The 24528-nt window shown below is 63.5% G+C and carries 19 protein-coding genes; 4 read left to right on the top strand and 15 right to left on the bottom strand.

Annotated features, from left to right (window positions below; all coding sequences use genetic code 11):
• The 5 genes from P3C39_RS14210 to P3C39_RS14190 all read right to left on the bottom strand — a co-directional run bounded on the left by P3C39_RS14210 (window position 1) and on the right by P3C39_RS14190 (window position 7423).
• Entirely contained in the window at window positions 1–1359 is a 1359-nt protein-coding gene (locus P3C39_RS14210; protein ID WP_275953857.1) for an aspartate aminotransferase family protein, read from the bottom strand.
• Window positions 1360–1431: 72 nt separating this feature from the next.
• The gene (gene phnY, locus P3C39_RS14205; RefSeq protein WP_275953858.1) at window positions 1432–2889 is read right to left on the bottom strand and encodes a phosphonoacetaldehyde dehydrogenase; all 1458 of its coding nucleotides are present in this window, start codon (window positions 2887–2889) and stop codon (window positions 1432–1434) included.
• 227 nt (window positions 2890–3116) lie between these two features.
• On the bottom strand, window positions 3117–4373 hold the full coding sequence (phnA, locus tag P3C39_RS14200; protein ID WP_275953859.1) for a phosphonoacetate hydrolase: 1257 nt from the start codon (window positions 4371–4373) through the stop codon (window positions 3117–3119).
• Window positions 4374–4397: 24 nt separating this feature from the next.
• Window positions 4398–5597, bottom strand: coding sequence for a 2-aminoethylphosphonate--pyruvate transaminase (locus P3C39_RS14195; protein WP_275953860.1), 1200 nt, complete (start codon window positions 5595–5597; stop codon window positions 4398–4400).
• 125 nt (window positions 5598–5722) lie between these two features.
• On the bottom strand, window positions 5723–7423 hold the full coding sequence (locus tag P3C39_RS14190; RefSeq protein WP_275953861.1) for a Na/Pi cotransporter family protein: 1701 nt from the start codon (window positions 7421–7423) through the stop codon (window positions 5723–5725).
• A 155-nt stretch (window positions 7424–7578) separates the two neighbouring features.
• On the opposite strand from P3C39_RS14190, the gene P3C39_RS14185 reads away from it, so the two are divergent.
• Entirely contained in the window at window positions 7579–8448 is an 870-nt protein-coding gene (locus P3C39_RS14185) for a LysR substrate-binding domain-containing protein (protein WP_013533042.1), read from the top strand.
• On the opposite strand, the gene P3C39_RS14180 is transcribed toward P3C39_RS14185, so the two are convergent.
• From P3C39_RS14180 to P3C39_RS14135, 10 genes are all read right to left on the bottom strand, one after another.
• Window positions 8445–10922: an FAD-dependent oxidoreductase gene (locus P3C39_RS14180; RefSeq protein WP_275953862.1), complete on the bottom strand. Its 2478-nt coding sequence runs from the start codon at window positions 10920–10922 to the stop codon at window positions 8445–8447. The two genes, P3C39_RS14185 and P3C39_RS14180, sit on opposite strands and share 4 nt — an antisense overlap.
• 77 nt (window positions 10923–10999) lie before the next feature.
• Complete coding sequence (locus P3C39_RS14175) at window positions 11000–11794, bottom strand: DeoR/GlpR family DNA-binding transcription regulator (RefSeq protein WP_024502478.1); 795 nt, start codon at window positions 11792–11794, stop codon at window positions 11000–11002.
• A 75-nt stretch (window positions 11795–11869) separates the two neighbouring features.
• Window positions 11870–12526 (bottom strand): GntR family transcriptional regulator, encoded by a 657-nt coding sequence (locus tag P3C39_RS14170; RefSeq protein WP_063167528.1) that lies wholly within the window; start codon window positions 12524–12526, stop codon window positions 11870–11872.
• 189 nt (window positions 12527–12715) lie between these two features.
• The gene (locus P3C39_RS14165) at window positions 12716–13594 is read right to left on the bottom strand and encodes an SMP-30/gluconolactonase/LRE family protein (protein ID WP_013533046.1); all 879 of its coding nucleotides are present in this window, start codon (window positions 13592–13594) and stop codon (window positions 12716–12718) included.
• Window positions 13595–13640: 46 nt separating this feature from the next.
• On the bottom strand, window positions 13641–14603 hold the full coding sequence (locus P3C39_RS14160; protein ID WP_013533047.1) for a 3-keto-5-aminohexanoate cleavage protein: 963 nt from the start codon (window positions 14601–14603) through the stop codon (window positions 13641–13643).
• On the bottom strand, window positions 14600–15547 hold the full coding sequence (locus P3C39_RS14155; protein ID WP_275953863.1) for a 3-hydroxyacyl-CoA dehydrogenase: 948 nt from the start codon (window positions 15545–15547) through the stop codon (window positions 14600–14602). The genes P3C39_RS14160 and P3C39_RS14155 overlap by 4 nt, the downstream gene beginning before the upstream one ends.
• Window positions 15548–15557: 10 nt before the next feature.
• Window positions 15558–16364, bottom strand: a complete 807-nt coding sequence (locus P3C39_RS14150; protein ID WP_024502463.1) for an SDR family oxidoreductase — start codon at window positions 16362–16364, stop codon at window positions 15558–15560.
• 13 nt (window positions 16365–16377) lie between these two features.
• Window positions 16378–18465 carry an ABC transporter permease gene (locus tag P3C39_RS14145; RefSeq protein ID WP_275953864.1) on the bottom strand — a complete coding sequence of 696 codons (2088 nt, stop codon included), beginning with the start codon at window positions 18463–18465 and terminating at the stop codon, window positions 16378–16380.
• The gene (locus tag P3C39_RS14140) at window positions 18462–19994 is read right to left on the bottom strand and encodes a sugar ABC transporter ATP-binding protein (RefSeq protein ID WP_275953865.1); all 1533 of its coding nucleotides are present in this window, start codon (window positions 19992–19994) and stop codon (window positions 18462–18464) included. Before P3C39_RS14140 ends, P3C39_RS14145 begins: the two co-directional genes overlap by 4 nt.
• A 79-nt stretch (window positions 19995–20073) precedes the next feature.
• On the bottom strand, window positions 20074–21201 hold the full coding sequence (locus tag P3C39_RS14135; RefSeq protein WP_013533052.1) for a sugar ABC transporter substrate-binding protein: 1128 nt from the start codon (window positions 21199–21201) through the stop codon (window positions 20074–20076).
• Window positions 21202–21427: 226 nt separating this feature from the next.
• Between P3C39_RS14135 and P3C39_RS14130 the strand changes: the two genes are divergently transcribed.
• From P3C39_RS14130 to P3C39_RS14120, 3 genes are all read left to right on the top strand, one after another.
• Window positions 21428–22102, top strand: a complete 675-nt coding sequence (locus P3C39_RS14130) for a GntR family transcriptional regulator (protein WP_013533053.1) — start codon at window positions 21428–21430, stop codon at window positions 22100–22102.
• Window positions 22103–22406: 304 nt separating this feature from the next.
• A complete protein-coding gene (locus P3C39_RS14125; protein ID WP_063167523.1) occupies window positions 22407–23234 on the top strand; it encodes a phosphogluconate dehydrogenase C-terminal domain-containing protein in 828 nt (275 codons plus the stop codon).
• Between the two features lie 325 nt (window positions 23235–23559).
• On the top strand, window positions 23560–24501 hold the full coding sequence (locus P3C39_RS14120) for a D-ribose ABC transporter substrate-binding protein (protein WP_064995023.1): 942 nt from the start codon (window positions 23560–23562) through the stop codon (window positions 24499–24501).
• Window positions 24502–24528: the final 27 nt, after the last annotated feature.

Genomic DNA, 24528 nt, shown 5'->3' with positions numbered 1-24528 from the left:
TCAGGCCGCCAGCACCGTGCGCTCGACGATGTCGAGCGCGCCGTCGAGGTCGGTTTTCGAAATGACCAGCGGCGGCGACAGCGTCAACACGTTGCCTTGGCTGATCTTGAAGCTCAGCCCCTGTTCAAGGCAAGCATAGAAGACGCGCTCGGCGAGATCGCGTGCCGGCTGGCGCGTATCGCGATCCTCGACGAGCTCGACGCCGACCATCAGTCCCCTGCCCCTGACGTCGCCGACATGGGGCGAGCGCGCCATCAGGTGCTGCATGCGCCCTAGCATGTGCCGACCGAGTTCGGCCGCGCGCTCGACCAGCCCTTCCTCCAGGATGATGTCGATCGTCGTCAATGCGGCGCGGGTCGTCACCGGGTTCTTCTCGTGGGTGTAGTGGCCGATCGCGAAGCCACCGGTGACGTCGAGATCGCGGCGCGCGATGATGGCGGCGATCGGCAGGACGCCGCCGCCGAGCGACTTGCCGAGGACGACGATGTCAGGCGTCACATCATCATGCTCGTGCGCGAAGAATTTGCCGGTCTTGCCAAGGCCGGTCGGGATCTCGTCGAAGATCAAGAGCGTGCCGTGCCGGTCGCAGGCCTCGCGCACCCGCTTCCAGAAGCCCGGCGGCGGCGGGTTTGGCGTCGCCCGCATCGGTTCGGCGACGACCGCCGCCACGTCCTGCTCGCGGCCAAGGACGTAGGCAATCATGTTGGCGCAGGCGAGGCCCGATGCTTCCAGGGAATCGTGGCCATAGGGGCAGCGATAGCCGTCCCAAGGCGCGACGTGCTCGGTGCCGGTCATCATCGGGCCTGATATGTGCGAGCGGAAGGTCGCCTCGCCACCAACGCTTGCTGCGCCAAAGCCGGCGCCATGGAACGCATCCCAGAACGACACCGTCTTGAAGCGGCCGGTCGCGGCGCGGGCGATCTTCAGCGCGACCTCGATGGCGTCCGAGCCGCCGGTGGTGAACAGCACTTTGCCGAGATTGCCGGGCGCCAATACCGCCAGCTTCTCGGCCAGTTCGACGGCGGGCTCACAGGTGAAGCGGCGCGGCGCAAAGCAGAGCTCATCGAGCTGCTTCTTGATGGCGGCCACAAGCCTCGGGTGGCCATAGCCGAGGTGATGGACGCTGTTGCCGTGGAAATCCATGAAGCGGCGACCGGCGGTGTCCTCGATCCAGATGCCTTGCGCCTTGGCGATCGTCGACAAACAGGGGCTGGACAGGCTCTGGTGCATGAAGGCGGCCGCGTCGCGATCGAGCAGGCCGCGGATCCGCGGATCGCCCTGCCCGGCATCCCAGCGACCGCGAGCCGCTGTGGTGTTGGAATCGCCTTCGGTGTGCACAAGTTCAGATATCGCGGCCATCATGGTCTCCGAAATGCGAATGAGGGAGCGGCGAACGCTCCCTCGATTGTTCTATCCGTCAATGCCGTCCGGTCAGGACCAGGGCAGCGAAAATGTCTTCACATTGGTGTAGCTCTTCATCGCTTCGATGACGCCTTCCTTGTAGCCGTTGCCCGAATCCTTGATGCCGCCGAAGGGCGACATCTCGATGCGATAGCCCGGCACTTCCCAGATGTTGACGGTGCCGACCTGCAGGCCGGCGATGTATTTCTGCATGCGCGGAAAGGAGTTGGTGCAGACGCCCGACGACAGGCCGAAGGCGGTCGAGTTGGAGAGCGCAATCAACGCCTCGTCATCGTCCGGCGCACGCACGATCGGGATGATCGGCCCGAAGGTTTCTTCCATGACCAGCTCGGATGTATGCGGCACGCGATCGACGACGATTGGCGGCAGCAACGCGCCCTGGCGGCCCGGATTGTAGAGAATGTCGGCGCCTTGCTCGGCAGCCATGTGGACGCGGGCTTCGAACAGCGCCGCCGCCTTCTCGTGCACGACGGTGCCAAGGTCGGTCGCGCGGTCCATCGGATCGCCGAAGCGGATCTTCTTCGCCCGCTCCAGCACCAGCGGCACGAAACGGTCGGCGACACTTTCCTGGACGAGGATGCGCTTGACCGCGGTGCAGCGCTGGCCGGAGTTTTTTGTCGCTCCGGCCACTGCAAGATCCGCCGCCTTTGCCAGATCCTCGTCCGACAAATCGTTGAGGATGATCAGCGGGTCGTTGCCGCCGAGCTCCAGCACCTGGCGCTTGTAGCCGGCGGTGCGGGCGATCATCTTGCCGACCGGCACGCCGCCGGTGAAGGTGATCAGGTCGATGTTTTCATTGGCGATCATCTCGTTGCCGATATCGGCCGGCCAGCCGGTCACCACCGACAGCATTTCAGGCGGCAGGCCGGCTTCATAGAGAATGTCGGCCAGGAGAAGTGCGGTCATCGGCGTCAGTTCGGTCGGCTTGACCACCACGCAATTGTTGGTGGCGATCGCCGGCGCCACCTTGTGCGAGACCATGTTGAGCGGATGATTGAACGGCGTGATCGCCGAGATCGCCTTCAACGGCTCGCGGGTGGTGAAGATCTTGCGCGCCTTGCCGTGCGGGGTGAGGTCGCAGGAGAAGATCTGCCCGTCATCCTGGATGCACATCTGCGCCGACAGCGTGAACACGTCATAGGCGCGGCCGACCTCATAGAGCGAGTCCGTCTTGGAGATGCCGAGCTCGAGCGTGATCAGATCGGAGATTTCTTCGCGGCGCGAGGCCAGCGCTTGCGCCGTGCGAAACAGGATCTGCTGGCGCTCGTAGCGGGTCAGCTTCGATTTGTAGCCGGCGGCGATCTCGAACGCCTGGCGGGCGTGATCGGCGCGGCCGGCCGGAACGGTGCCGATGACGGTGTCGTTCCAGGGGTAGCGCACCTCGACGACGCCGTCGGCATCGACTCGTCTGCCGGCGATGCGCATCGGCTCGTGGCGAACTTTGATGGCGGGGTCGAGCTTGGTCATGGGTTCTGCTCCAGCAGATTCTTGTTGCGCGGAGGATCGACCCCCACTCCGGCCCTTCGGGCCACCTCTCCCCCGATCGAGGGGGGAGAGGAAATCAGGCGAGGTCAGTGCCTCAACGTTTCCAGGCTAAGCCGCGGCTAACCCTGGCGCCTTTCCTCTCCCCCGCCGATCGGGGGAGAGGTGCCGAGCGAAGCTCGGCAGAGTGGGGGTCGACAATCACGCTCGACTCAAGCCAGCGCCGCCGCCATGGTGGCGTAGTAGAAGGCGTCGAAGTTTCTCAACACAGGTTCGTTCGGCAATTCTGGCAGCACACGATTGACGATGAACGGCACCTCCTGCTCGGTCAGCCCGCCATGCGACCGTAGCGGCTCGTTCAGAGCCGCCAGGTCATGGCGATGTTCCGAGGTGCCGATCGTCTTGTTCTCGGTCGAGATCAGCACGATGTCGCCGATGCGATCGGCCGGCAGTTCGAAGCGCTCGCAGGCGGTCGGGCTGTCGACGACCAGCATGATGCCATCGATCTTGGCCAACCGCGCCATGATGCCGGCCTGGTCTGCGCCATCAGGCAGATAGGCGGTGGCAAACGAGCCGAGCGCGCCGTGATGCACGACATAGGGGTCGGTGATCGGCAGGATGACGCGGGCGGCGTCCTTGCCCAGCCACTCGTCGAGCAGGTCCTGGACATAGACGACGTCGGGCGAACCGTCGGCCTTGTGCTTGGGCTTCATGCCGTGGTCGGCGGTGACGACGATGGCAGCACCCAGCGCATCGAGCTCGGTCAGGTACTTGTCGAACATCTCGTAGAAGGCGTTGGCCTGCGGCACGCCCGGCGCATATTTGTGCTGCACATAGTCGGTGGTCGTCAGGTACATGATATCCGGGCGGAATTCCTTCAGCAGCTGGACGCCGGCGGCGAAGACGAATTCCGACAGTTCGGCCGAATAGACCTCCGGCACCGGCAGCCCGAAATGCTTCGAGGCATTGTCGATGCCGTGCTCGGCCTTGCTGGTGGTGTCGGATTTTTCAGCCGAGAAGCACAGCGCGCGGCCTTCATCGAAGGCAAGGCCCTTGCCAAGCAAGGCACGCAGCTTGTCCTTGGCGGTGACCACGGCGACCTTGGCGCCGGCATCATAGAAGGCCTGGAAGATGGTCGGCGCGTGCAGGAAGCGCGGGTCGTTCATCATCACTTCCTTGCCGGTCTCGCGCTCATAGAGATAGTTGCCGCAGATGCCATGCACCGACGGCGGCCGGCCGGTGGCGATCGACAGATTGTTGGGGTTGGTGAAGCTCGGGATGACCGAATGCGCAAAGCGCACCGTGCCCTTCTCTTTGATCCTGACCAGAGCCGGCATCAGCCCGGCCTTTATCGCTTCGTCGAGATAGGCGGGCTCGCAGCCATCAAGGCAGATGGCGATGGCCGGCACGCGCGGCCAGGCATAGGTGCGGCCGTTGACCGCGACGTTGATGGGAGACATCTGGTTCATCTGATATCCTCGAAGTCGGCCGCTTCAGGCGGCGAGTTTGGCGCGTTCGGCAAGTGCCGCGGCGGGTGGGGCGGCGGTGTCGACGCCCATTTCATGAAGCGAGAACGCCGCCGCCTCGACGACGCGGCGCATGACATGTTCGTCCATCTGGCCGATGCAGCCGACGCGGAACGAATCCACGGCGGTCAGCTTGCCCGGATAGATGATAAAGCCTTTGTCCTTCATCAGGTCGTAGAAACGGTCGAACGCGAAACTGGCATGAGCCGGGTTGAAGAAGGTGACGATGATCGGCGACAGCCAGCGATCCCGGAGCAGTGTCTCGAAACCGAGGTCGCGCATGCCGGCCACCATAACGTCGCGGTTCCTCGTATAGCGGGCGCCACGGCCGGCGACGCCGCCTTCGGCCTCATGCTGGCGCAGTGCTTCGAGGAAGGCGGCCACGACATGCGTCGGCGGCGTGTAGCGCCACTGGCCGGTCTTGTTCAGGTGCGCCCACTGAGCGTGGACATCGAGCGACAGCGAATGGCTCCTGCCTTTGGCGGCGTCCAGTTCGCTCTTGCAGGCGATGATGAAGCCAAAACCCGGAACGCCCTCGATGCACTTGTTGGCGGACGAGACCATCGCCTCATAGCGGATTTCGTTGACGTCGAGCGCCACGGCGCCGAACGCACTCATGGAATCGACCAGCAGCTTGCGACCCTTGGCATGGACGGCTTCGGCAATTTCAGCGACCGGGTTGAGGATGCCGGAACTGGTCTCGCAATGGATGGCGATGACATGGGTGATATCAGGGTCGGCCGCGAGGGCCGCTGCCACCTCGTCGCCGCGCGGGGGCAGATAGTCACCCTTGTCGATCAGCGTATAGGCGCGGCCGAGATACTGCATGGTCTGCGCGGCGCGCAGGCCGTAGGCGCCGTTGGCCAGCACAAGAACCTTGCCGTCCCTGGGCACGAACGACCCCAGCATCGCTTCGACGCAGAAAGAACCGCTGCCTTGCATCGGCACGCAGTCGAACTCATCGTTCGTGTCCCCGGTCAGCGCCAGCAGGCGGCGACGCATATCCGATGTCATGGCGCGGAAGTCGCCGTCCCACGATCCCCAGTCGCGCAACATCGCCTGCTTGACCGAATAGGCCGTGGTGAGCGGCCCCGGGGTCAGAAGATACGGCTCGCCCAGCGCCGGGCTGGCCAGCGGCTCCGCGGCAAATTTCGTCTCGGCGAGCATGTTGTCCTCCGCTCGATCTGCGTTCGATGTGGCCTTATTCTTGGCCTGAATGATCTATTTGTAAAATCGTTATTTTGTATCGATGTATAGATTTTAGTGATGGCCTGCCGGGCGGGAATCCGTCCTCAGGCCAGTGCAGGAGCCCTCACTTCCGCAGCCCCTCTCGCCAGCCGGCTTTCGAGCAGATCACCGCTCTGCGTCAGCAAGGGATAAGCGACCGAGGCCATCAGCGAGTTGATCTCCTTCAGCGCCCGCACGGCCTCCAGGTGGATGTCGCTGGTGTCGATGCTCTGCGGCATTCCCGATTGCAGGCGCTTGAGGTGACGGTCGTGGCTCGTGCGTTCCAGTCTGCGCATCCGCTCCTTCTCGACGACGAGTTGCCGCGCCGAATCGAGATCGCTCGACACCAGCACATTGAGTGCAAGCTGCATGTTGGCCATGACACGGTTGTGAAGCCCGGCCAGTTCGCTCCAGCCGTCGCGTGAGAAGCGCAGGTTCTTGTCACGCAGCTCCTGGGTGAGCACGAGCAGGTTCTTGGCGACGATGTCGCCGGCGCGTTCGAGATTGATGGCGAAGTCGGTGAGCTCGATGCCGCGCTGCGCTTCGGCCACGCTCATGCTGCCGCGATTGACTTCGGCAATGTAGAGCTTGATTTCGGTATGGGCGCGGTTGACCTCCTCATTGAGTTTTTGAGCCTGGCGTATCTGGTCGCCGGTGCCGGCGTCGAAGAAATCCATCACTGGGCGCAGCATCACCTCGACGACTTCGCCCATGCGCAGCAGCTCGCGGGTGGCACTGGCTAGCGCAAGACCGGGTGTGCGCATGACGGTGCGGTCGAGCGCGCTGGTGCGGCGCGACATCAGGTCTCCACCCTCTCCGGCCTTTGCCACCGGCCTGTCTGCGATCAACAAGGCGACCAGCCGCTCCATCATGCCGGTGAACGGCAAGCAGCAGATGACCAGCACCAGATTGAAGGCAAGGTGCAGGTTGACCAGCTGGCGGCCTTCGGTTGCGCCGAACAGATGCGCCGGGAAGGTCACGGCCTGAAGCGCGAACAAAGCCGCCAGCGCCGCCGTGCCGCGAAAGATCAGATTGCCGAGCGGGATACGGCGCGCCTCGACGGCTTCGCCGCGCGTCAGCCAAACCGCGATCAGCGCGCCGCCGCAATTGGCGCCGAGGATGAAGAACAGACCGACCTCGACCGGCAAGACGCCTTGCGCGGCAAGCGTGACGAACAGCAGGATCGCCGCGACGCTGGAGTGGATCAGCCATGTGAACAGGGCAGCGGCGGCAAAGGCGGTGAAATAGTCCGCGCGCAGATAGGAAATCACCAGTGGCAGCAAGGTGCTCTGCCGCATCGGTGCGGTCGCCTCGCCGATCATATGCAGCGACAACAGGACGAAGGCGACCCCCATCAGGATTCGCCCGCTATGCCTGATGCCAGCCACTTCGAACTTCAGGGCCATCGCGCCGCCGACCAGGATCAGCGCCGGCACAAGCCAGCTGAGGTCGAACGACAGCACCTGCACGACCAGGGCGGAACCGAGATCGGCGCCCAGCAGGATCGCCAGCCCGGCCGACACCGAAACCATGCCGCTGGCGGCAAACCCGGCCGCCAGGATAGCGACGGCGGTCGAGCTCTGCAGCAGCACGGCAAGCACGGTGCCGACGCCGGCCGATTTGATCCGCTCACCCCGAGCTTGCCTCAGGGCATCACGCAAAGCGGGCCCGCAGGCCCGCTCGACACCCGTGCGCACCATATGCACGGCCCAGAGCAGCAGCATGACCGCACCCGCCAGATGCAGCAGGATGATGGAAAATTGCATGGCGACGCCTCCGGTGCCAACGGCCGGCAGGGATGTCGACCCATGCTCAGGCTGAGGGTCGGCAAAACATAAGTCAAATCGTTCCTTTCGATCTTTTCCTAAGCAATCCTTATGATAAGATGTCGGTGATTTCAGAAGTGTCGGAGGCACGGGAGATGCGCTACGTCCAGTTGCGAGCCTTTCACCAGGTGGCCATCTGCGGTGGCTTTTCTCGCGCCGCCGAGGCGCTCTTCCTGACCCAGCCGGCGATCTCGGACCAGGTGCGCAAGCTCGAGGAAGAGTATGATGTGCTGCTGTTCAATCGGAACAAGAAGCAGGTCACGCTGACCCATTCGGGCCAGAAATTGCTCGAAATAACCCACCGCATGTTCGATACCGAGCAACAGGCGCTCGAACTCCTGACGGAGTCCCGCGCCCTGCGTTCCGGCACGCTGCGCATCGTCGCCGATGCCGCACATCATCTGCTTCACATTCTCGGCAGCTTCCGGGCCCGCTATCCCGGCGTGCAGGTTTCGGTGCGCGCCGGCAACACCGAGACGGTGATCAGCAGCCTCTACAGCTACGATGCCGATATCGGCGTGCTGGGCGAGGTGCCGACGGGGCGCGATTTCGAGGTGCTGAAACTCAACTCGACGCCGATCATCGCGTTTGCATCCGTCGACCACCCGCTGGCCGCGAAAAAGTCGCTCACCCTCAAGCAGCTCGCGCAGGAATCACTGGTCATGCGCGAGCGTGGATCGAAGACGCGTCAGAAACTCGAAGATCTCGCAGCCGCCTCGAAAATCGAATTGAGGCCGGCGATCGAAGCCGAGGGCCGCGAAGCCGTCCGCGAGATCGTCGCCTCGGGCGCCGGCATCGGCTTTGTCTCGGCGGCCGAATTCGGCCAGGATTCGCGGCTGGTGCCGATCACCATCGATGCTCCCGAGACCCTGATGGACGAGGCGTTGATCTGCCTGCGTGAACGCAGCGGCGGCAAACTGGTGCGGGCTTTCCTGGATATGGCGCGCTCGATGTCAGCGGATTAAGCGGCGGCCCTGATCTCCACCGCATCAGCCTTCACCCGCTCCGACTTCGGATCGTAGGGGCTGCGCAGATGTGCTGTCGCGGCATGGCGAACGCCGGCAAGGTCGATCTCGAAACGACCACCGGTGAGAAACGCAGCGTCGACGCCCGCCTCGTTCTCGATCAGGCCGAGCGCCACCGAGCGGCCAAGCGTGTGGCCGTAGGCGGCCGAGCGGACTTCGCCGACCGGCTTGCCGTCGCGCAGGATCAGTTCGCCGCCCCACAGCATCGGCTCGGCATCATCGAGCGTGAACAGCACGACGCGTCTTGCCGGTGCTGCCGATGGCTTCGTCTCAACCAGCGCGTCGCGGCCGATAAAGTCACCTGGCTTGTCCATCGCCACGGCGAAGCCAAGCCCGGCCTGCCAGGGGTCGATATCAGGCGTCAACTCCCTGCCCCAGGCGCGAAAACCCTTTTCGATGCGCAAGGCATCGAGCGCGTAGTAGCCGGCGTCCAGCAGACCGAATTCACGGCCCGCCTCATGCAACGCCTCATAGACGCCGGCGGCGAATTCTGTCGGCACGATTAGTTCCCAGCCCAGTTCGCCGACATAGGTCATACGGTTGGCATAGGCGGTGGCATAGCCGATATCGATCTCGCGGATGGTAGCGAAGGGAAAGCCGGCGTTGGAAAGATCGGCCGAGGAGAGTTTGCCCAGCAGATCGCGTGATCGCGGTCCCATCAACGCCAGCACCGCGTAGGACGAGGTGACGTCGGTCACGATTGCATGCGCGTCGGACGGAATGTTTTTGACGATCCAGTCGGCATCGTGGACAGCTTGTGCGGACCCGGTGACGATGAGGAATTTCTCCGCGCCGAGCCGCATAACGGTGAGATCGCTCTCATAGCCACCGCGTGCATTGAGCACGCCCGTGTAAACAGACGTACCGTCCGGTACGTCAATATTTCCGGCGCAGATCCAGTTGAGCACGGCGCAGGCATCGCGGCCCTGCACGAGGAGCTTGGCGAAAGAGGTCTGGTCGAAGATGGCGACGGCTTCGCGTGTCGCCTTCATTTCGCGCTTGACCGCCTCGTGCCAGTTCTGGCGGCCGAAGGCATAGTCGTTCTCGGTCTTCTCTCCCGGTGCCGCGAACCAGTTGGCCCGCTCCCAGCCCATCTTGGAACCGAAGCAGGCGCCCTTGGCGGCGAGCCGGTCGTAGAGCGGCGAGCGGCGGAACGGCCGCGCCGTGTCCAGTTCACGGTTCGGCCACGGCATGGCGTAATGCAAGCCGAGCGTTTCCTTGACACGGTCATGCAGCCAGCGCGGATTGTTGTTGAAGGAGGCGAAACGCCTGATGTCGACCGGCCACAAATCCATGGTCGGCGCGCTGTTGACGATCCATTCCGCCAGCGCCCTGCCCGCGCCGCCGGCGCTGGCGATGCCCATGGAGTTGAAGCCGGCGCCGACATAGAAATTCTTCAGTTCCGGCGCCTCGCCGAGGAGAAAATTGTTGTCCGGCGTGAAGCTTTCGGGACCGTTGTAGAATTTCTTGACCTCGGCCTCGGCCAATTGCGGCACGCGGACCAGCGCGTTTTCCATCAAAATCTCGAACTGATCCCAATCGTCCGGCAACAGCGCGAACTCGAAATTTTCGGGAATGCCATTCATGCCCCACGGCTTGGCGTGCGGCTCAAAGCCACCCATGACCAGGCCGCCGACCTCTTCCTTGAAATAGATGAACCCGTCGGGGTCGCGCATGACCGGCAGGTCCGGATGCACGCCCTCGATCCTGCCGGTAACGATGTACATGTGCTCGGCCGAATGCAGCGGCACCGAGACGCCGCACATCAGCCCGACCTTGCGCGCCCACTGGCCGGCGCAATTGACGACGATCTCGGCGGCAATGTTGCCGCGGTCCGTCTCGATACCGCAGGCGACGCCGTTCTTCACGCTGATGCCGGCGACCTTGACCCGCTCGAAAATTTTCGCGCCGCGATTGCGCGCACCCTTGGCCAGCGATTGCGTGAGATCGGTCGGATTGGCCTTGCCGTCGCCCGGCAGCCAGACGGCGCCGACCAGATCGTCGGTCGCCATGACCGGCCATAGATCGGCCGCCTCCTTCGGCGAAATCACGTCGATCTCGACGCCTTGGGCGCGTGCCGATGCGGCCGTGCGCTTCAGCACCGTCATGCGGTCGGCGGTCCGCGCCACCGACAGCGAGCCACAATTCTTCCAACCGGTGGCGAGCCCGGTCTCGGCCTCCAGCTCGCCATAGAGCTGCGTGGAGTATTTGATCAGGCTGGTCATGTTGGAATGACTGCGCAACTGGCCGACAAGCCCTGCGGCGTGCCAGGTGGTGCCACCGCTGAGTTGCCCCTGTTCGAGCAGCACGACATCGGTCCAACCGAGCTTCGTCAGATGATAGGCGACCGAGCAGCCAATGATACCGCCGCCGACGATGACGACGCGCGCTTGCGTGGGGAATTCGTTTGCCATGGGACATCCTGCCGTTTTGACACCGGTTGGATCATAGCAGCCGAATTCCAAATATCAACACAAAATACCACAAAATATCACATCAAAGAGGCAATCATCAGCTCAGGCCCTTTGCGCGCAAGCGCTTCAGCGATGTCAGCCTGCGGTTTCGCGTCGACGATCACGCCGGCGGCGCGTTGAAAATTCGGAATCCTGAGCGGCGTCAGCTTTGCGAACTTGCTGCTGTCGAGAACGAAGTAGGTTTTGGCGGCAAGCGCGATCATGCGGCTGCGCTGTTCGGCGCCGGCGCGGGTGAAATCGGTCACTTCGCCGTCGGGCGACAGCGCGCCACCACCGAGGAACGCGATGTCGACGCGAAAGCGCGACATGGCTTCGAGCATGTCGATGCCGGAGGCTGCTTCCTCGCCGGGATCGACTTCGCCACCCAGCACATGCACGCGCATGCCTGAGACGTGGCACAGCAGAAGCGCGATCTTCAGGCTCGCCGTGCAGATGGTGAGATCGCGCAGGTCGGCCATGGCTTGTGCGACGGCCAATGTGGTGGTGCCGGAATCGAGGAACACCACCATGCCGTCCTTTACAAGACCGGCGGCCAGCCTGCCGATCGCGGCCTTGCCTCCGGCATTTTCGTGGCTGCGCAAGCTCATTGCCGGTTCGCTCGGCTCGAAGCGGGCGGCGCCGCCATGGACGATGCCGAGCCGTCCCTTATCCGACAGCAGCTTCAAATCACGGCGGATGGTTTCGCGCGAGACATCGAAGAACCCGGCCAGTTCGGCGACACTGACAGACCCCTGGGCGCCCAGCCGCCGCAGGATCTCTTCGTGGCGACGTGGAGCAAGGGCGCGCGCCGGCAGGCTGCTGTCGGGGGACATGATGATCCTCGGATCGAGTAGCGATGTTGCAATATGTGGCAGTGATCGTGCGCAGAGGCAACTCAAGCCATGTCGTCAGGATTTTCGCGACAGGCCATCTTCCCTGATCGCGCTGACCAGCGTCTCGCTTCCCTCGCGAAGATGCTGCCTCAGAATGCCTATGGCCCTGTCGCCGTCGCGCCGCCGGCAGGCGGCCAGCAGATCGCGGTGCTCCGTCTGCGAGCGGCTGCGATAGTCCAGGTTCGACAGCAGGATGCGGACGTAGCGATCGGCGGCATTGTGGTGCGCCTCGATTAAGGCCAGCAATCGATTGTTGCCGCAGGCATCGTAGAGAGCCAGATGAAAGGCACGGTTCAGCGCGCCCCATCGGCCGACATTGCGCTCCGCGTCGATCTGATCGAGAACCTGTTCCGCCTCGTCGAGCCTGTCACCGGCGAGATTGGGAAGCGAAAGCCGCAACGCCTCGCATTCGAGCAATTCGCGCAGTGCATAGATTTCACTGATCTCGGCGCTGTCCATCCGGGCGACCTGCGCGCCTTTTGTCGGATGGATGGAAACAATGCCTTCGGCTTCCAATTGGCGAAGGGCGTCACGAATTGGCATGCGGCTGAAGCCAAACTGCTCGGCCAATTCGTCCTGGCGCAGCGAAGTGCCCGCCTTGATGGTGCCACTGGCAATCGCTTCGCGCAGGACATTGGCGACCTGTTCGGCCACGGTTCGCGGCCCCTGCATCACGCTTTCCGCAAATCCTGGCAATCGATGCTCCCGTTTGACGCGGGGCGCTCAGCCTAACGGAAACCCCTCTGCATGGATATATGTATGCCTGTATATGCACACGTTCGGCATCAATTGCCAGACTTGCCCGAATTCCTGCGCCAAGGCCTGATCTGCGTATTTTACCGGCGCTTCGCTTGCCTGGCGTCAGCCGCCGAAGCGCGGTTCCGCGACGCCCCTAACGCCAAGGCCTGATATGGCGAACAGGCTGCCGCGCAAAACGCCGTCGCCGGGAAAACGCGGCAGCGGCGGCTTGGCCATCGAGGTGACGTAGAGGGTGTCGAGCTTCGGTCCGCCGAACATGACGCTGGTGATCTTCTTGACCGGCATGTCGATGATGCGATCGATGCTGCCATCGGGCGCGTAGCGCACCAGCCTTCCGTCATAGACCAGCGCATTCCAGAGATAGCCCTCGGCATCGACGGTCGAGCCGTCCGCCGCACCGCCTCGGCTGGTGTCGACGCGCACGAAGGTACGCCTGTTGGTGGCGGCACCGGTGGCGATATCGTAGTCGTAGGCCCATATCTCGCCGGTCCAGGTATCGGCGAAATAGAAGGTGCGGTCGTCGGGGCTCCAGCATGGACCGTTGGAGCAGATGATGCCGGAATCGATCCGGGTGACGGAAAAATCCGGATCGAGCCTGTAGAGACCGCCGGACGGCCCCTCTTCCATCGTATCCATGGAGCCGGCGAAGAAACGGCCGCGCCGGTCGACCTTGCCGTCGTTGAGCCGGTTCATCGGCTTGTCCGGCTCGGGATCGTGGATCAGCGTCACCTCGCCGGTGGCGAAATCGAGCAGATGGAAGCCGCGCTGCAGCGAGACGACAGCGCCGCCGCCATCCTTGCGCAGCGCCATTGAGCCGATCTTCATCGGCACGTCCCATGACCGGATCTCGCGCCCGTCGGCGGTCGCCCGAAACACGCGCCCGTCGAAGCTGTCGATCCAGTAGAGTCGTTCCTGTTCGACGTCCCACAGCGGTCCTTCGCCCAGTGTGGTCTTCACGTCCACCACGACTTCGATCTTCATGCCGTCCTCCTCCGTTTTGCGTCTCGCGGCGATTGCTCGGGCCGCCTCAGAAAGCGACCTTGTCCCCGCCTTTCAATGACAGGATTTCGCGTGCCTCGTCGGGCGTCGCCACCTCCATGCCGAGCCCTTCGATGATCTTGCGGGCCAGCAAGACCTGCTCGGCGTTCGATTTGGCAAGCTTTCCCTTGCCCGCCCACAGACTGTCCTCCAGCCCGACGCGGATGTTGCCGCCAAGGGCCGCCGATTGCGCGGCGATGCGCAGTTGGCTGGCGCCGGCGCCCAGCACCGACCACCGGAACTGGTCGCCGAACAGCCGGTCGGCAGTGCGCTTCATATGGGCGACGTCTTCTGGATGCGTGCCGATGCCGCCGAGCAGCCCGAACACCGACTGCACGAAGAAAGGCGGCTTCACCAGCCCACGGTCGGCGAAGTGGGAAAGGTTGTACAGATGGGCGATGTCGTAGCACTCGAACTCGAAGCGCGTGCCGTTGTCGTAGCAGGTCGCCAGAATGTACTCGATGTCCTTGAATGAGTTGCGGAAGACGAGGTCGCGCGTCGCTTCCAGATGCGGCTTTTCCCAATCGAACTTGAAGGTCTCGTATTTGTCGGCCAGGTGATAGAGCCCGAAATTGATCGAGCCCATGTTGAGCGAGGCGACTTCCGGCTTGAACTGGGCGGCCGGGCGCACGCGCTCCTCGACCTTCATGTAGGGACTGCCACCGGTGGTGATGTTGATGGCGGCGTTGGTGCCTTGCTTGACGCGCGGCAGGAAGCGGGCGAAGGCCTCCGGCGTCTGGTCGGGCTTGCCGGTTTCCGGATCGCGGGCATGCAGATGCAGGATCGCGGCACCGGCTTCCGCCGCCGCGATCGCCTCCGAAGCGATCTGGTCGGGCGTGATCGGCAGATAGGGCGACATGGTCGGCGTGTGGATGGCGCCCGTCACCGCGCAGGTGATGATGACCTTGCCCCTGGTCCGTGCAGGTCCCGGCTTGCGACTGGTTTGCGTCATTCTCCAAACTCCTGATCCGATTTTCTCTTGTGGGCGGCGAGCGCCATGAGCCGGCGGTCACGCCACACCTGCCGGTCGCCTAGGCTTTGCTGTGGCAGTCGCTTGCGGCGATCAGCCTCGACCGTGTCGATGACCTTGCCGGCCCAGTCGACGCGCCGCTGCGTCTGGGGAAAGATGTTGGAATAGATGCCCTGATAGCGCTCGACATAGTCGCGCACGCCGCCGGGTGCATTGAGATCGATGGTCTCGAACGGCCCCATGAACGACCAGCGCAGCGCCAGCCCGTCGCGGATGCCGACGTCGACATCCTCGACACTGGCGTAGCCATCGGCGACAAGCCGGAAAGCTTCCTCAAGCAATGCGCCTTGCAGGCGATTCATGATGAAGCCGTCAAGCTCGTGCTGCATGACCAGTGGCGCGTGGCCGGCGTCGACGAGGAAGGCGCGGGTTCTCTCGACCGTCTCGGCCGAGGTCCACGGCGCCGGCACGATTTCGGCCGCCGGAATGAGATAGGGCGGGTTGATCGGATGCACGACCAGGCAGCGCTGCCGCCCTTGCAGATGGTCGGTGAATTTCGACGGCAACAGCGCCGAGGTGGAACTGGCGATGACTGTTCGCGGATCGGCAAGCGTGTCGATCAAGGAGAACACCTTGCGCTTCACCTCGAGATTCTCGGGCGTGTTCTCCTGGATATGCACGGCACCTGCCAACGCCTCTTCAAGCTCGGCGACAACGGAGATACGGTCAAGAACCTCACCGGCTTGCTGTCCCCGCAGAAGATCGTTCGCGGCGAGATCGCCGAGCACGCCGGCAATGTAGTCGCGGGCTCCACCTGTGGCAGTGGGCGACTGGTCCCACATCCGCACGTCATGGCCGGCGCGGGCGAAGCTGATCGCCCAGGCCCGCCCGATGAACCCGCTTCCGACGATCGCGACATTGGCCATGGTTTGTTCCTCAAAGTGTTTCGACGTTGCCGTCGACGCCGAGCGACTGGCCGGAAATGTTGATCCCCGCATCGGAGAGCAGGAAGGCGACCATCGACGCGACATCATAGGGGCTGGTCATGCGACGCAGCGAGATGTTCTGGAGATAGCGCCCGGTCATCTCCTCGTGGCTGATACCGACCTGCTTGGCGCGCGCCGAGATAACACCTTCGATGCGGGGGCCCTCGATGATGCCGGGCAGGATGGCGTTGACCCTGATGGCGTGCGGCCCGAGCTCTTTGGCCAAGCTTTGCGTGAAACCGATGACACCGAACTTGGCCGCCGAATAGGGTGTGCGGAAGGCGTAGCCATGGCGGCCGGCGGCCGACGACATCGAGACGATCGAACCGCCGCCCGCCGCCTTGATCAGCGGCACCGCGCGCCGGGCGCACAGGAACTGGCCGGTCAGGCAGATGTCGATGCAGCGCCGCCAGTCCGCCGGATCGATCTCGTCGACACCGCCGGTCGGCCCGGCAATGCCGGCATTGTTGATCAGCGCATCGAGCCCGCCGAGTTTTTTCTCGACCGCCTCGAACAGACGGTCGACGTCCTCGTCGCGCGAGACGTCGGCCTTGACCGCCGCGACTAGGTCGATCTTGCTGGGAGCGGCGGCCAGCGCCTCGTCGGAAACGTCGCAGACGACGATGCGGGCGCCGAGGCGTGACAGCGTGTCGGCTATGGCAAACCCGATGCCGCCTGCGCCCGCCGTCACCAGCACGCGCTGGCCTTTCAGCCCGGTCAAAAATTCGTCCGCCGATGCCGGCGCCCTTGTGCTCATGGTCCTGTCCTTCTCATTGCAGCCGCCGTTCGCGCAGCGCCATGACGGCGCCCAGAACGACCAGTCCGTAAAGAATTGCCCTCGTGGCATAGGGAAGCGTGGTGCCGGCGAGCAGCATCTGCAGTGCCGTCAGCAACAACACGCCGCCGAGCATGCCGAGATAGTGGCCGCGCCCGCCGGTGATCAGCGCGCCGCCGACCACCACCACGGCGATCGACGGCAATAGATAGTCGTCGCCCATGCCGAGGCTCGCCTGACCCGAAAAGCCGGTCAGCATGACGCCGACAACAGCCGCGCAGACGGCCGAAAGCATGTAGACCAGGATCAGCGTGCGCTCGACGCCGATGCCCGACAAGCGCGCCGCGCGCAGCCCGTTGCCGATGCCGTAGACGCGCCTTCCGAACGGGGTGCGGCCAAGCAGGAGTACCGCTGCGACGACAAAGACGACCATCAGCAGCACGATTGGAGTCAGCAGGCCGGCGAGCTTGGCCGTCATGACCCAGCGCAGCATCGGCGAGGAAAACCCGGCCGGCGTTCCCTGCGAATAGAGCAGCGCACAGCCTTGCAGAATGCCGTTGGTGGCGAGCGTCATGACGATCGGCGAGATGCCGAGATAGACGATGCCGAAACCATTGGCGAAGCCGATGGCGCAGGCCATCACCAAGACGACCGGCAAGGCGTAGACAAGGGCGGCGTCGGAGCCGTTGACCATGCCCGCTAGGATGATGCCGGAGATGCCGATCGTCCACGGCACGGAGAGATCGAGGCCTCCGGTCAGGATGACGGTTCCCTGCCCGAGCGCCAGGACGGCTAGGAAGGACGATAGCACCAGCAGCGAATTCCAGTACCCCGGATTGAGGATGGCGCGGCCGAGCCAGATCTGGGTGACAAGCACGATGAGCAGCAGGCAGACATAGGCCGGCAGCGCATAGCGCAGCGTTTCCGCATTGCGCAGATGGAAGGCAGGGCGCGGCGATGCCGGACGGCGCTGGGCATGGGCTGGCTCGGCGATCTTGAGACGCCGGTCCACGCGCTCGAGTTGCGAGGGCAATATGCCGGCGCGCCAGGCGGCAAACCGGGCACGCGCGGCGCGCAATTGCACGGCAAGCACCGATGCATGCGAGATCGAGCCGGCAAGTGCCGCCAGCACCAGAATGGTGCCTTCGGCAATGGTCGAATAATAGGCCGATACGTTGAGCACCAGCAGGATGTTCACCACGATCATCAGGATGTAGGCGCCGAAGACAGAGCCCACCGGGCCGCCCTGCCCGCCACCGAGGCGCGTGCCGCCGACGACGACCGCCGCGAACATCGACAAGAGCAGCGGATTGCCGACCAGCGGATCGCCGCTGCCGGTCTGGGCGCTGATGAACACGCCGGCAAGGCCATAGCAGCCGCCGGCGATGACATAGACGGCAAAGCGCACCAGAACGACATTGATGCCGACGGAAGCGGCCGACTCCGGATCGCTGCCAAGCGCGTAGAGTGCTGTGCCGAAGCGGGTTCCCTTCAGCCAGAACCAGGCGAGCAGGACGACACCGATCACCACCAGCGGCATCGGCAGCCAGCCGGCGATCGCGTCGCCGAGATAGAAGGTGCCGAGATCGGGCGACACGAAGCCGCCGGGCTTGTCCATCACCAGCAGCGTGACGCCTTGCAGGATGAACATGGTGGACAGCGTCACCACGATCGGCTGCATGCGCAGCACCGCGATGAAGAAGCCGTTGAAGGCGCCCACCGCCATGCCGACGCCGATGCCGACGGCCGTCCACAGGAGGATGCTTGCGCCTGGCGCCATCGGATCCATGCTCGATGCCAGCACGGCATTGACCAGCGATATCACCGCGCCGGCGGACAGGTCGAAGCCGCCCGACAGGATCACGATCGTCTGGCCGATCGCCGCGAGCGCCGAGGTGGCGCCGCCGCTCGACAGGAACGACACATCGAAATAGGTCAGCGGCCCGGCGCTGATCCAGTCGACGACGAAGAGCAGGATCGCCAGCACGGCCGCGGCGATCAGCGCGCCGCGATTGCGCACCAGCGCACGGCGCAGTCCGAAGCCGCCGGGAACAGGGGATGATGAGGCTGCTGCGCTGCTCATGCGGCGGCTTCCCCGGCATGGCCGAGCGCCGGGCGCATGATGGCCGGTTCGGTGATGGCGTCGCCTTCGAGTTCGGCGGCGATGCGCCCGTCATAGAGGACCAGCACCCTGTTGCATTGGTGAACGAGTTCGGGGATCTCCGTCGAGTGCAGCAGGATCGAACCGCCCGAAGCCACGTAGTTTCGCATCATCACATAAAGCTCGTGCTTGGTACCGACGTCGATGCCTCGGGTGGGATCGAACAACAGCAGGATGCGGCTCTGCGCCACCAGCCACTTGGCGATGGCGATCTTCTGCTGGTTGCCGCCGGAAAACGCACCGGCCCGCGTCCACAGCGCGCGGCGGTCGACCTCGACAGTGGCGAATGCCGCCTCGACGGAGCGGGTCTCGGCTTGCGCGTCGACAAGGCCTAGCCGTGTGAAGCGCGATATCACCGGCAGCGTGGCGTTCTGGCTGCCCGACAATTTCAGGAACAGGCCTTCGGATTTGCGGTCTTCCGGCACCAGGCCGATGGCCATGTTGGGGCGCAAGGCATCGGCCGGCGAACCGAGCCAGACCTTGCGGCCGTCGACGAGGATGTGGCCGCGCTCGATCTCGGCCATGCCAAAGCAGGCCAGGAACAGGTCCTGCTGGCCCATGCCTTGCAACCCGGCGACGCCGAGGATTTCGCCCTTGCGCAGATCGAAGCCGGCGCCGTCGAGCTTGCGTCCGACCTTGAGGTCGCGCACGCCCAGAACCGGCGGACCGAAGGCCTGGGCGCTGTCCGGCTTGGGCGGAAAGGTCTGCTCGATGCTGCGGCCGATGATCTTTTCGATGACGTCGGCATCCGAGACATCGGCGACCGGCGCGGTGACGATGTGGCGGCCGTTTCTCAGGATCGTCAGCGTGTCGCACAAAGCGCGGACCTCGCGCATGCGGTGGGTGATGAAGACGATGGTGGTGCCTGCCGCCTTCAGCCTGGCGATGATGTCGCCCAGCCAGTCGACGTCGCGTCCGGCGAGCGTCGAGGTCGGTTCGTCGAGCAAAAGGATGCGCGGCTTGCGGTAGACGGCGCGCGCGATCTCGATCTTCTGGCGCACCGAAAGCTCGAGCTCGCTCACCTCGGCATCGAGATCGACGGAAAAACCGAGATCTTCGATATGGCGGCGGACGGCCTTGCGGGCGGCACCGCGGCGGATCAGGCCGGAGATGCCGACGGGGGCGTAAGGCAGCAGCATGTTGTCGAGCACGGAGAGATCGCGCACCAGGGTCATCTCCTGGAATGCTGTCTGCATGCCGAGCGCATGTGCTGCGCGCGGTGCGCCGTAAGCGATCTCCTTGCCGAAGACACGGACATGGCCTTGGCTCGGCCGGACCAGCCCGGACAGCAGCTTCACCAGTGTCGACTTGCCGGCTCCGTTTTCACCGAGCAGGGCATGGACGCTGCCGGGCGCGATCGCAAACGACACGCCGTCCAGCGCGACGGTCGGGCCGAACGCCTTGCTGATGCCGTCGATCTCGACGGCGGGGAGCTCGGAGTGTTCTGTCATTGTCCTCGATCGCCGGCTTGGCATGGATTGACGACGCACGGACAGTTGTCCGTGCATCGTCACACGGGCCTTGGGAGGCTTAGTTCTCCGGTTGTCCGACGAGGGCAGCATTAAGGCCGACCTCGGGTGTCTGGTCCGAGAAGATCGAGGCAAACCAGCCCGGATTGGAGACCAGCGACGGCTTGAAGGCGTTGCAGCCGGCCTTCATCTCCGCCCATGTGCCTTCGTCGCACAGCTTGATCGTCTCATTGGTAACGACCGGCAGCGGCAGGATGGTGGTCTTCGGCACGTCCTTGCCTTCGATCGCCTCGACGGCAAGCTTCAGCGCCAGCGCACCCGAATAAGGCGGCGAGGCATAGGAAATGCGTTGTGCGCCCGCCGGTGCATAAGGAGGAGCGGCACCTTCGACTTCGGTGCCCTCCGGCAGCATCTGGATGCGGCCGCCATTGGAACCTTCGCCGGCGCAAGGCAGGAGTTCGCTGGTCTTCTTGCCAGCCTCGAGCTGCATCGAGTTGGCGGTGAAGCAGCCGACCTGCATCCACAGTCCGTTGATGTCGTCCCAATTGCGGGTGGCCAGGATTTTCGAAAGTTCGGTGCGGGCGACCGCCTGGCTCCACATGCCGACAGCCTCGCCGACGATCTTGATATCAGGATACTTGGCGAAGACTTCCTTGGCGGCCTTTGTCCGCTGATCGTCAACGGATGTTCCCGGGACGCCCGTGATGGCGATGATGTTGCCCTTGCCATTGAGCTTCTTGACCAGCCATTCGGCGGTCACCCTGCCCGCTTCCAGCTGGTCTATGTGGACGTTGTAGGCGCAAGGCTCGGTGATCTCGGCGTCGTACGCAAAGACCTTCACACCCTTGTCGCAGGCATTCTTGACGACCTGGTTGAGCGCGGTCGGCGAGATCGGATACACGACGATAGCTTCGGCGCCGCTTTGCACCATTGCGTTGATCTGCTGAATCTGGCGTTGCGCGTTGGGGCCAGCGACCTGGACCTGCAGGTCGACCTTGTCGGCCAGGCTCTTATGAGCGGCCATGGCCTTGACCATGTTGGCCGCCTCCGCCTGCCAATCATTGCCGATGTAGCTCATGCTGAGAAAGATCTTGTGCTTCTCGGCGGCCTGCGCGGCGGACAGGCCGAAGGCGCACGCAGCCATGCCGGCCAGCAGCGCGAGCCGCCGGACTTTCGATCCGATACCCATGTGGAACTCCTCCCAAACAGAACGACCGAATGCCTCCCAAGGGCACAAAACGTAAACCCTTGTCATTCGATGCCAGCGACCGTATCATGATTTGATCAAATATCAATGATGAAATCGTTTATATCAAAACCGGCCGTGTCAGCCGCTTGACGTGGCACCACGAACCTTGCATTCCGACACGACCACACAAGCAGGTGTCGCCCTCAGGCGGGAAGGTTGACAGGAGATGGCTGGATCGGCGTTCAGGAAGCCTGGTGTCGAGATCATTCCACTGTCCAAGGAAACTCTGCAGGACCGGGTCTACAATCAGGTCACCGAGTTGATCCTCGACGGCAGCATCGTGCCGGGCGAGATGGTCACGGTTCAGAGCCTCGCCGACGCCTTTGGCGTCAGTCCGATGCCGGTCAGGGAAGCGCTGCGGCGCCTGACGGCAGCCAACGCGCTGACGGTAGTATCCGGGCGCTCCATTGGTATTCCGGCGCTCAGCCGCGAGCGGCTCACCGATTTGCGCAATGTACGTTTTGAGATAGAGGCCATCGCCGCCGGCTGGGCCTCACAGAACCGCAGTGATGCGGATCTTGCGATTTTCGCGCGCGATCTGGACTCACTGGAACGCGCGAATGGCGCGGACGACGTAAAGGCCTATCTCAGGGCGAATTATACCTTCCACTTCGCAATCTACCGAGCAGCGGGATCCGAAACCCTGCTCAAGATCATCAAGGATCTATGGCTGCAGATCAGCCCCTATTTCAATATGCTGCATGGATCCTACTCGACCGCGAACACATACCATCAACAGATGTTTGCGGCCCTGCGCGACCGGGACGAGCAGGCAGTTCAGGCGGCGGTTCGCGGCGATATCGATGCGGCTTTCGACATGCTGGTCGATCTTTTGAAGTAGCGCCCGGCCCGACCTCCGACCCCTATCACATGCCTCCTATTTCTGGGGATGGCAGAGCAGCGCTCATGCGCACTCAGCGGGCAAGCGCGGGCTTCTTCTGGTGATCTAGAGATCATGTCCCGAGCGCGTCATCCATGGTTCTCGTGCTTGAGCTTGCGAGGGCGGCAGCCGATGACGCGGCGAAGCACATGACCCGCATCCTCATTGTCATTATCGGATTGCCAAATTCTGGTAGCGTGATTATACCAGTTGATCAGTTGACGACGGGCGATACCGTCCGCTGAGATCAGGAGTAATGACCCAAATGACAACGATTGCGCTGTTCGGTGCCGGTGGGAAAATGGGCTACCGCCTGTCGACCAATTTTCGCGGGTCGCCCTACACAATACGCCATGTCGAGGTCAGCGATGCCGGCCGCGAACGGCTGAAGACCGGACTGGGTTTCGATACGGTCAGTGCCGACGAGGCGCTCAAGGGCGCCGATGTGGTGATCCTGGCCGTTCCCGACACGCATATCGGCAAGGTGGCGACCAGCATCGAGAGCAAGCTGGCGCCGGGCACCATGGTGGTGGTGCTCGACGCGGCGGCACCCTTCGCCGGCCACCTGCCGAATCGACCGGACCTCACCTATTTCGTCACCCACCCCTGCCATCCGCCGATCTTCAACGACGAAACAGATATGGCGGCAAAGAAGGACTATTTCGGCGGCGTCAAGGCCAAGCAGCATATGGTCAGCGCCTTGATGCAGGGGCCGGAAGAGGATTACGCCAAGGGCGAGGCGATCGCGAAGATCATCTGGGCGCCGGTCATGCGTTCGCACCGCGTCAGCGTCGAACAGATGGCGCTGCTGGAACCCGGGCTTTCGGAGACGGTGTGCGCCTCGCTGCTGGTGGTCATGAAGGAAGCCGTCGACGAGGTCGTGGCACGCGGCGTCGACCAGCAGGCGGCGCTCGACTTCCTGCTCGGCCATATGAACGTGCTGGGCGCCGTCATTTTCGGCGAGACCAAGGGCGTTTTCTCGGATGCCTGCAACAAGGCGATCGAGTTCGGCAAGCCGGTGCTGATGCGGGACGACTGGAAGCGCGTGTTCGAGCCGGAAGAGATCGCCGCCAGCATTCAGCGTATCACCTGAAGAGGAGAGGCGCTGCCGCAGCGCCGCGACGTCGCCGTACCGTTCGACGCTCGGCATCGTAGCTCATCAGGTACATATCACCTGAATTCGTGGTTGACTCATCATACCAGTTGGCTTAGCTGTTCATGGCTCGGATCGACAGGGTTTTCGCAGGAGTACGATGCCTGGGCGAGTGGAGGATGGCTGGGGAGCAACGATCCGTGGAGGGGAAGCCGGCAAACGGCTCTTTAGCCCAAAAGCGATCCGCCGCCCGCGCCGCCTGACGAATTCGGATGCCGACAGATGCTTTGGGTAACCAAGGCAATTTTTCAAACGGGAGGACTTCATGAAACTTACACGCAGAATGACGCTTGCGGCTTTCGCCGGCATGCTGGCGCTTGGCACGACCGTGCCCGCCTACGCGGCGGATCTCATCGCCATCATCACGCCCTCGCACGACAATCCGTTCTTCAAGGCGGAAGCCGTCGGCGCCGAAGCCAAGGCCAAGGAACTCGGCTACGAGGCGCTGGTGCTGGTCCATGACGACGACGCCAACAAGCAGTCCGAGCTGATCGACACCGCGATCGGCCGCGGCGCCAAGGCGATCATCCTCGACAATGCCGGCGCCGACGCCACCGTCGCCGCGGTACAGAAAGCCAAGGACGCAGGCATTCCGTCCTTCCTGATCGACCGCGAGATCAACGCCACCGGCGTCGCCGTCGCGCAGATCGTCTCCAACAACTACCAGGGCGCCCAGCTCGGCGCGCAGGAATTCGTCAAGCTGATGGGCGAGAAGGGCAATTTCGTCGAGCTGGTCGGCAAGGAATCCGACACCAATGCCGGCATTCGTTCCAAGGGTTATCACGACGTCATCGACGACTATCCGGACCTGAAGATGGTCGCCCAGCAGTCGGCCAACTGGAGCCAGACTGAAGCCTATTCCAAGATGGAATCGATCCTGCAGGCCAACCCCGACATCAAGGGCGTGATCTCCGGCAACGATACGATGGCGATGGGCGCCTATGCGGCACTTGCCGCGGCGAACCGCAAGGATGTCATCGTCGTCGGCTTCGACGGATCGAACGATGTTCGCGACTCCATCACCTCGGGCGGCATCAAGGCAACGGTGCTGCAGCCCGCTTTCGCGCAGGCGCAGATGGCGGTCGAGCAGGCCAACGACTTCATCAAGAACAAGAAGTCGCCGGCCAAGGAAAAGCAATTGATGGACTGCGTTCTGGTCAATGGCGACAATGCCGCCAAGCTGGAGACCTTCGCGCTGACGAACTGAGCCAGCGTGATTTGAATAGCGAGGGGC

The sequence above is a fragment of the Mesorhizobium sp. XAP4 genome (assembly GCF_029269325.1).
GTDB classification, from domain to species: Bacteria; Pseudomonadota; Alphaproteobacteria; order Rhizobiales; family Rhizobiaceae; genus Mesorhizobium; species Mesorhizobium ciceri.
Note: the sequence above shows the minus strand (reverse complement) of the source record. Positions and strands in the feature narration are given on the sequence as shown.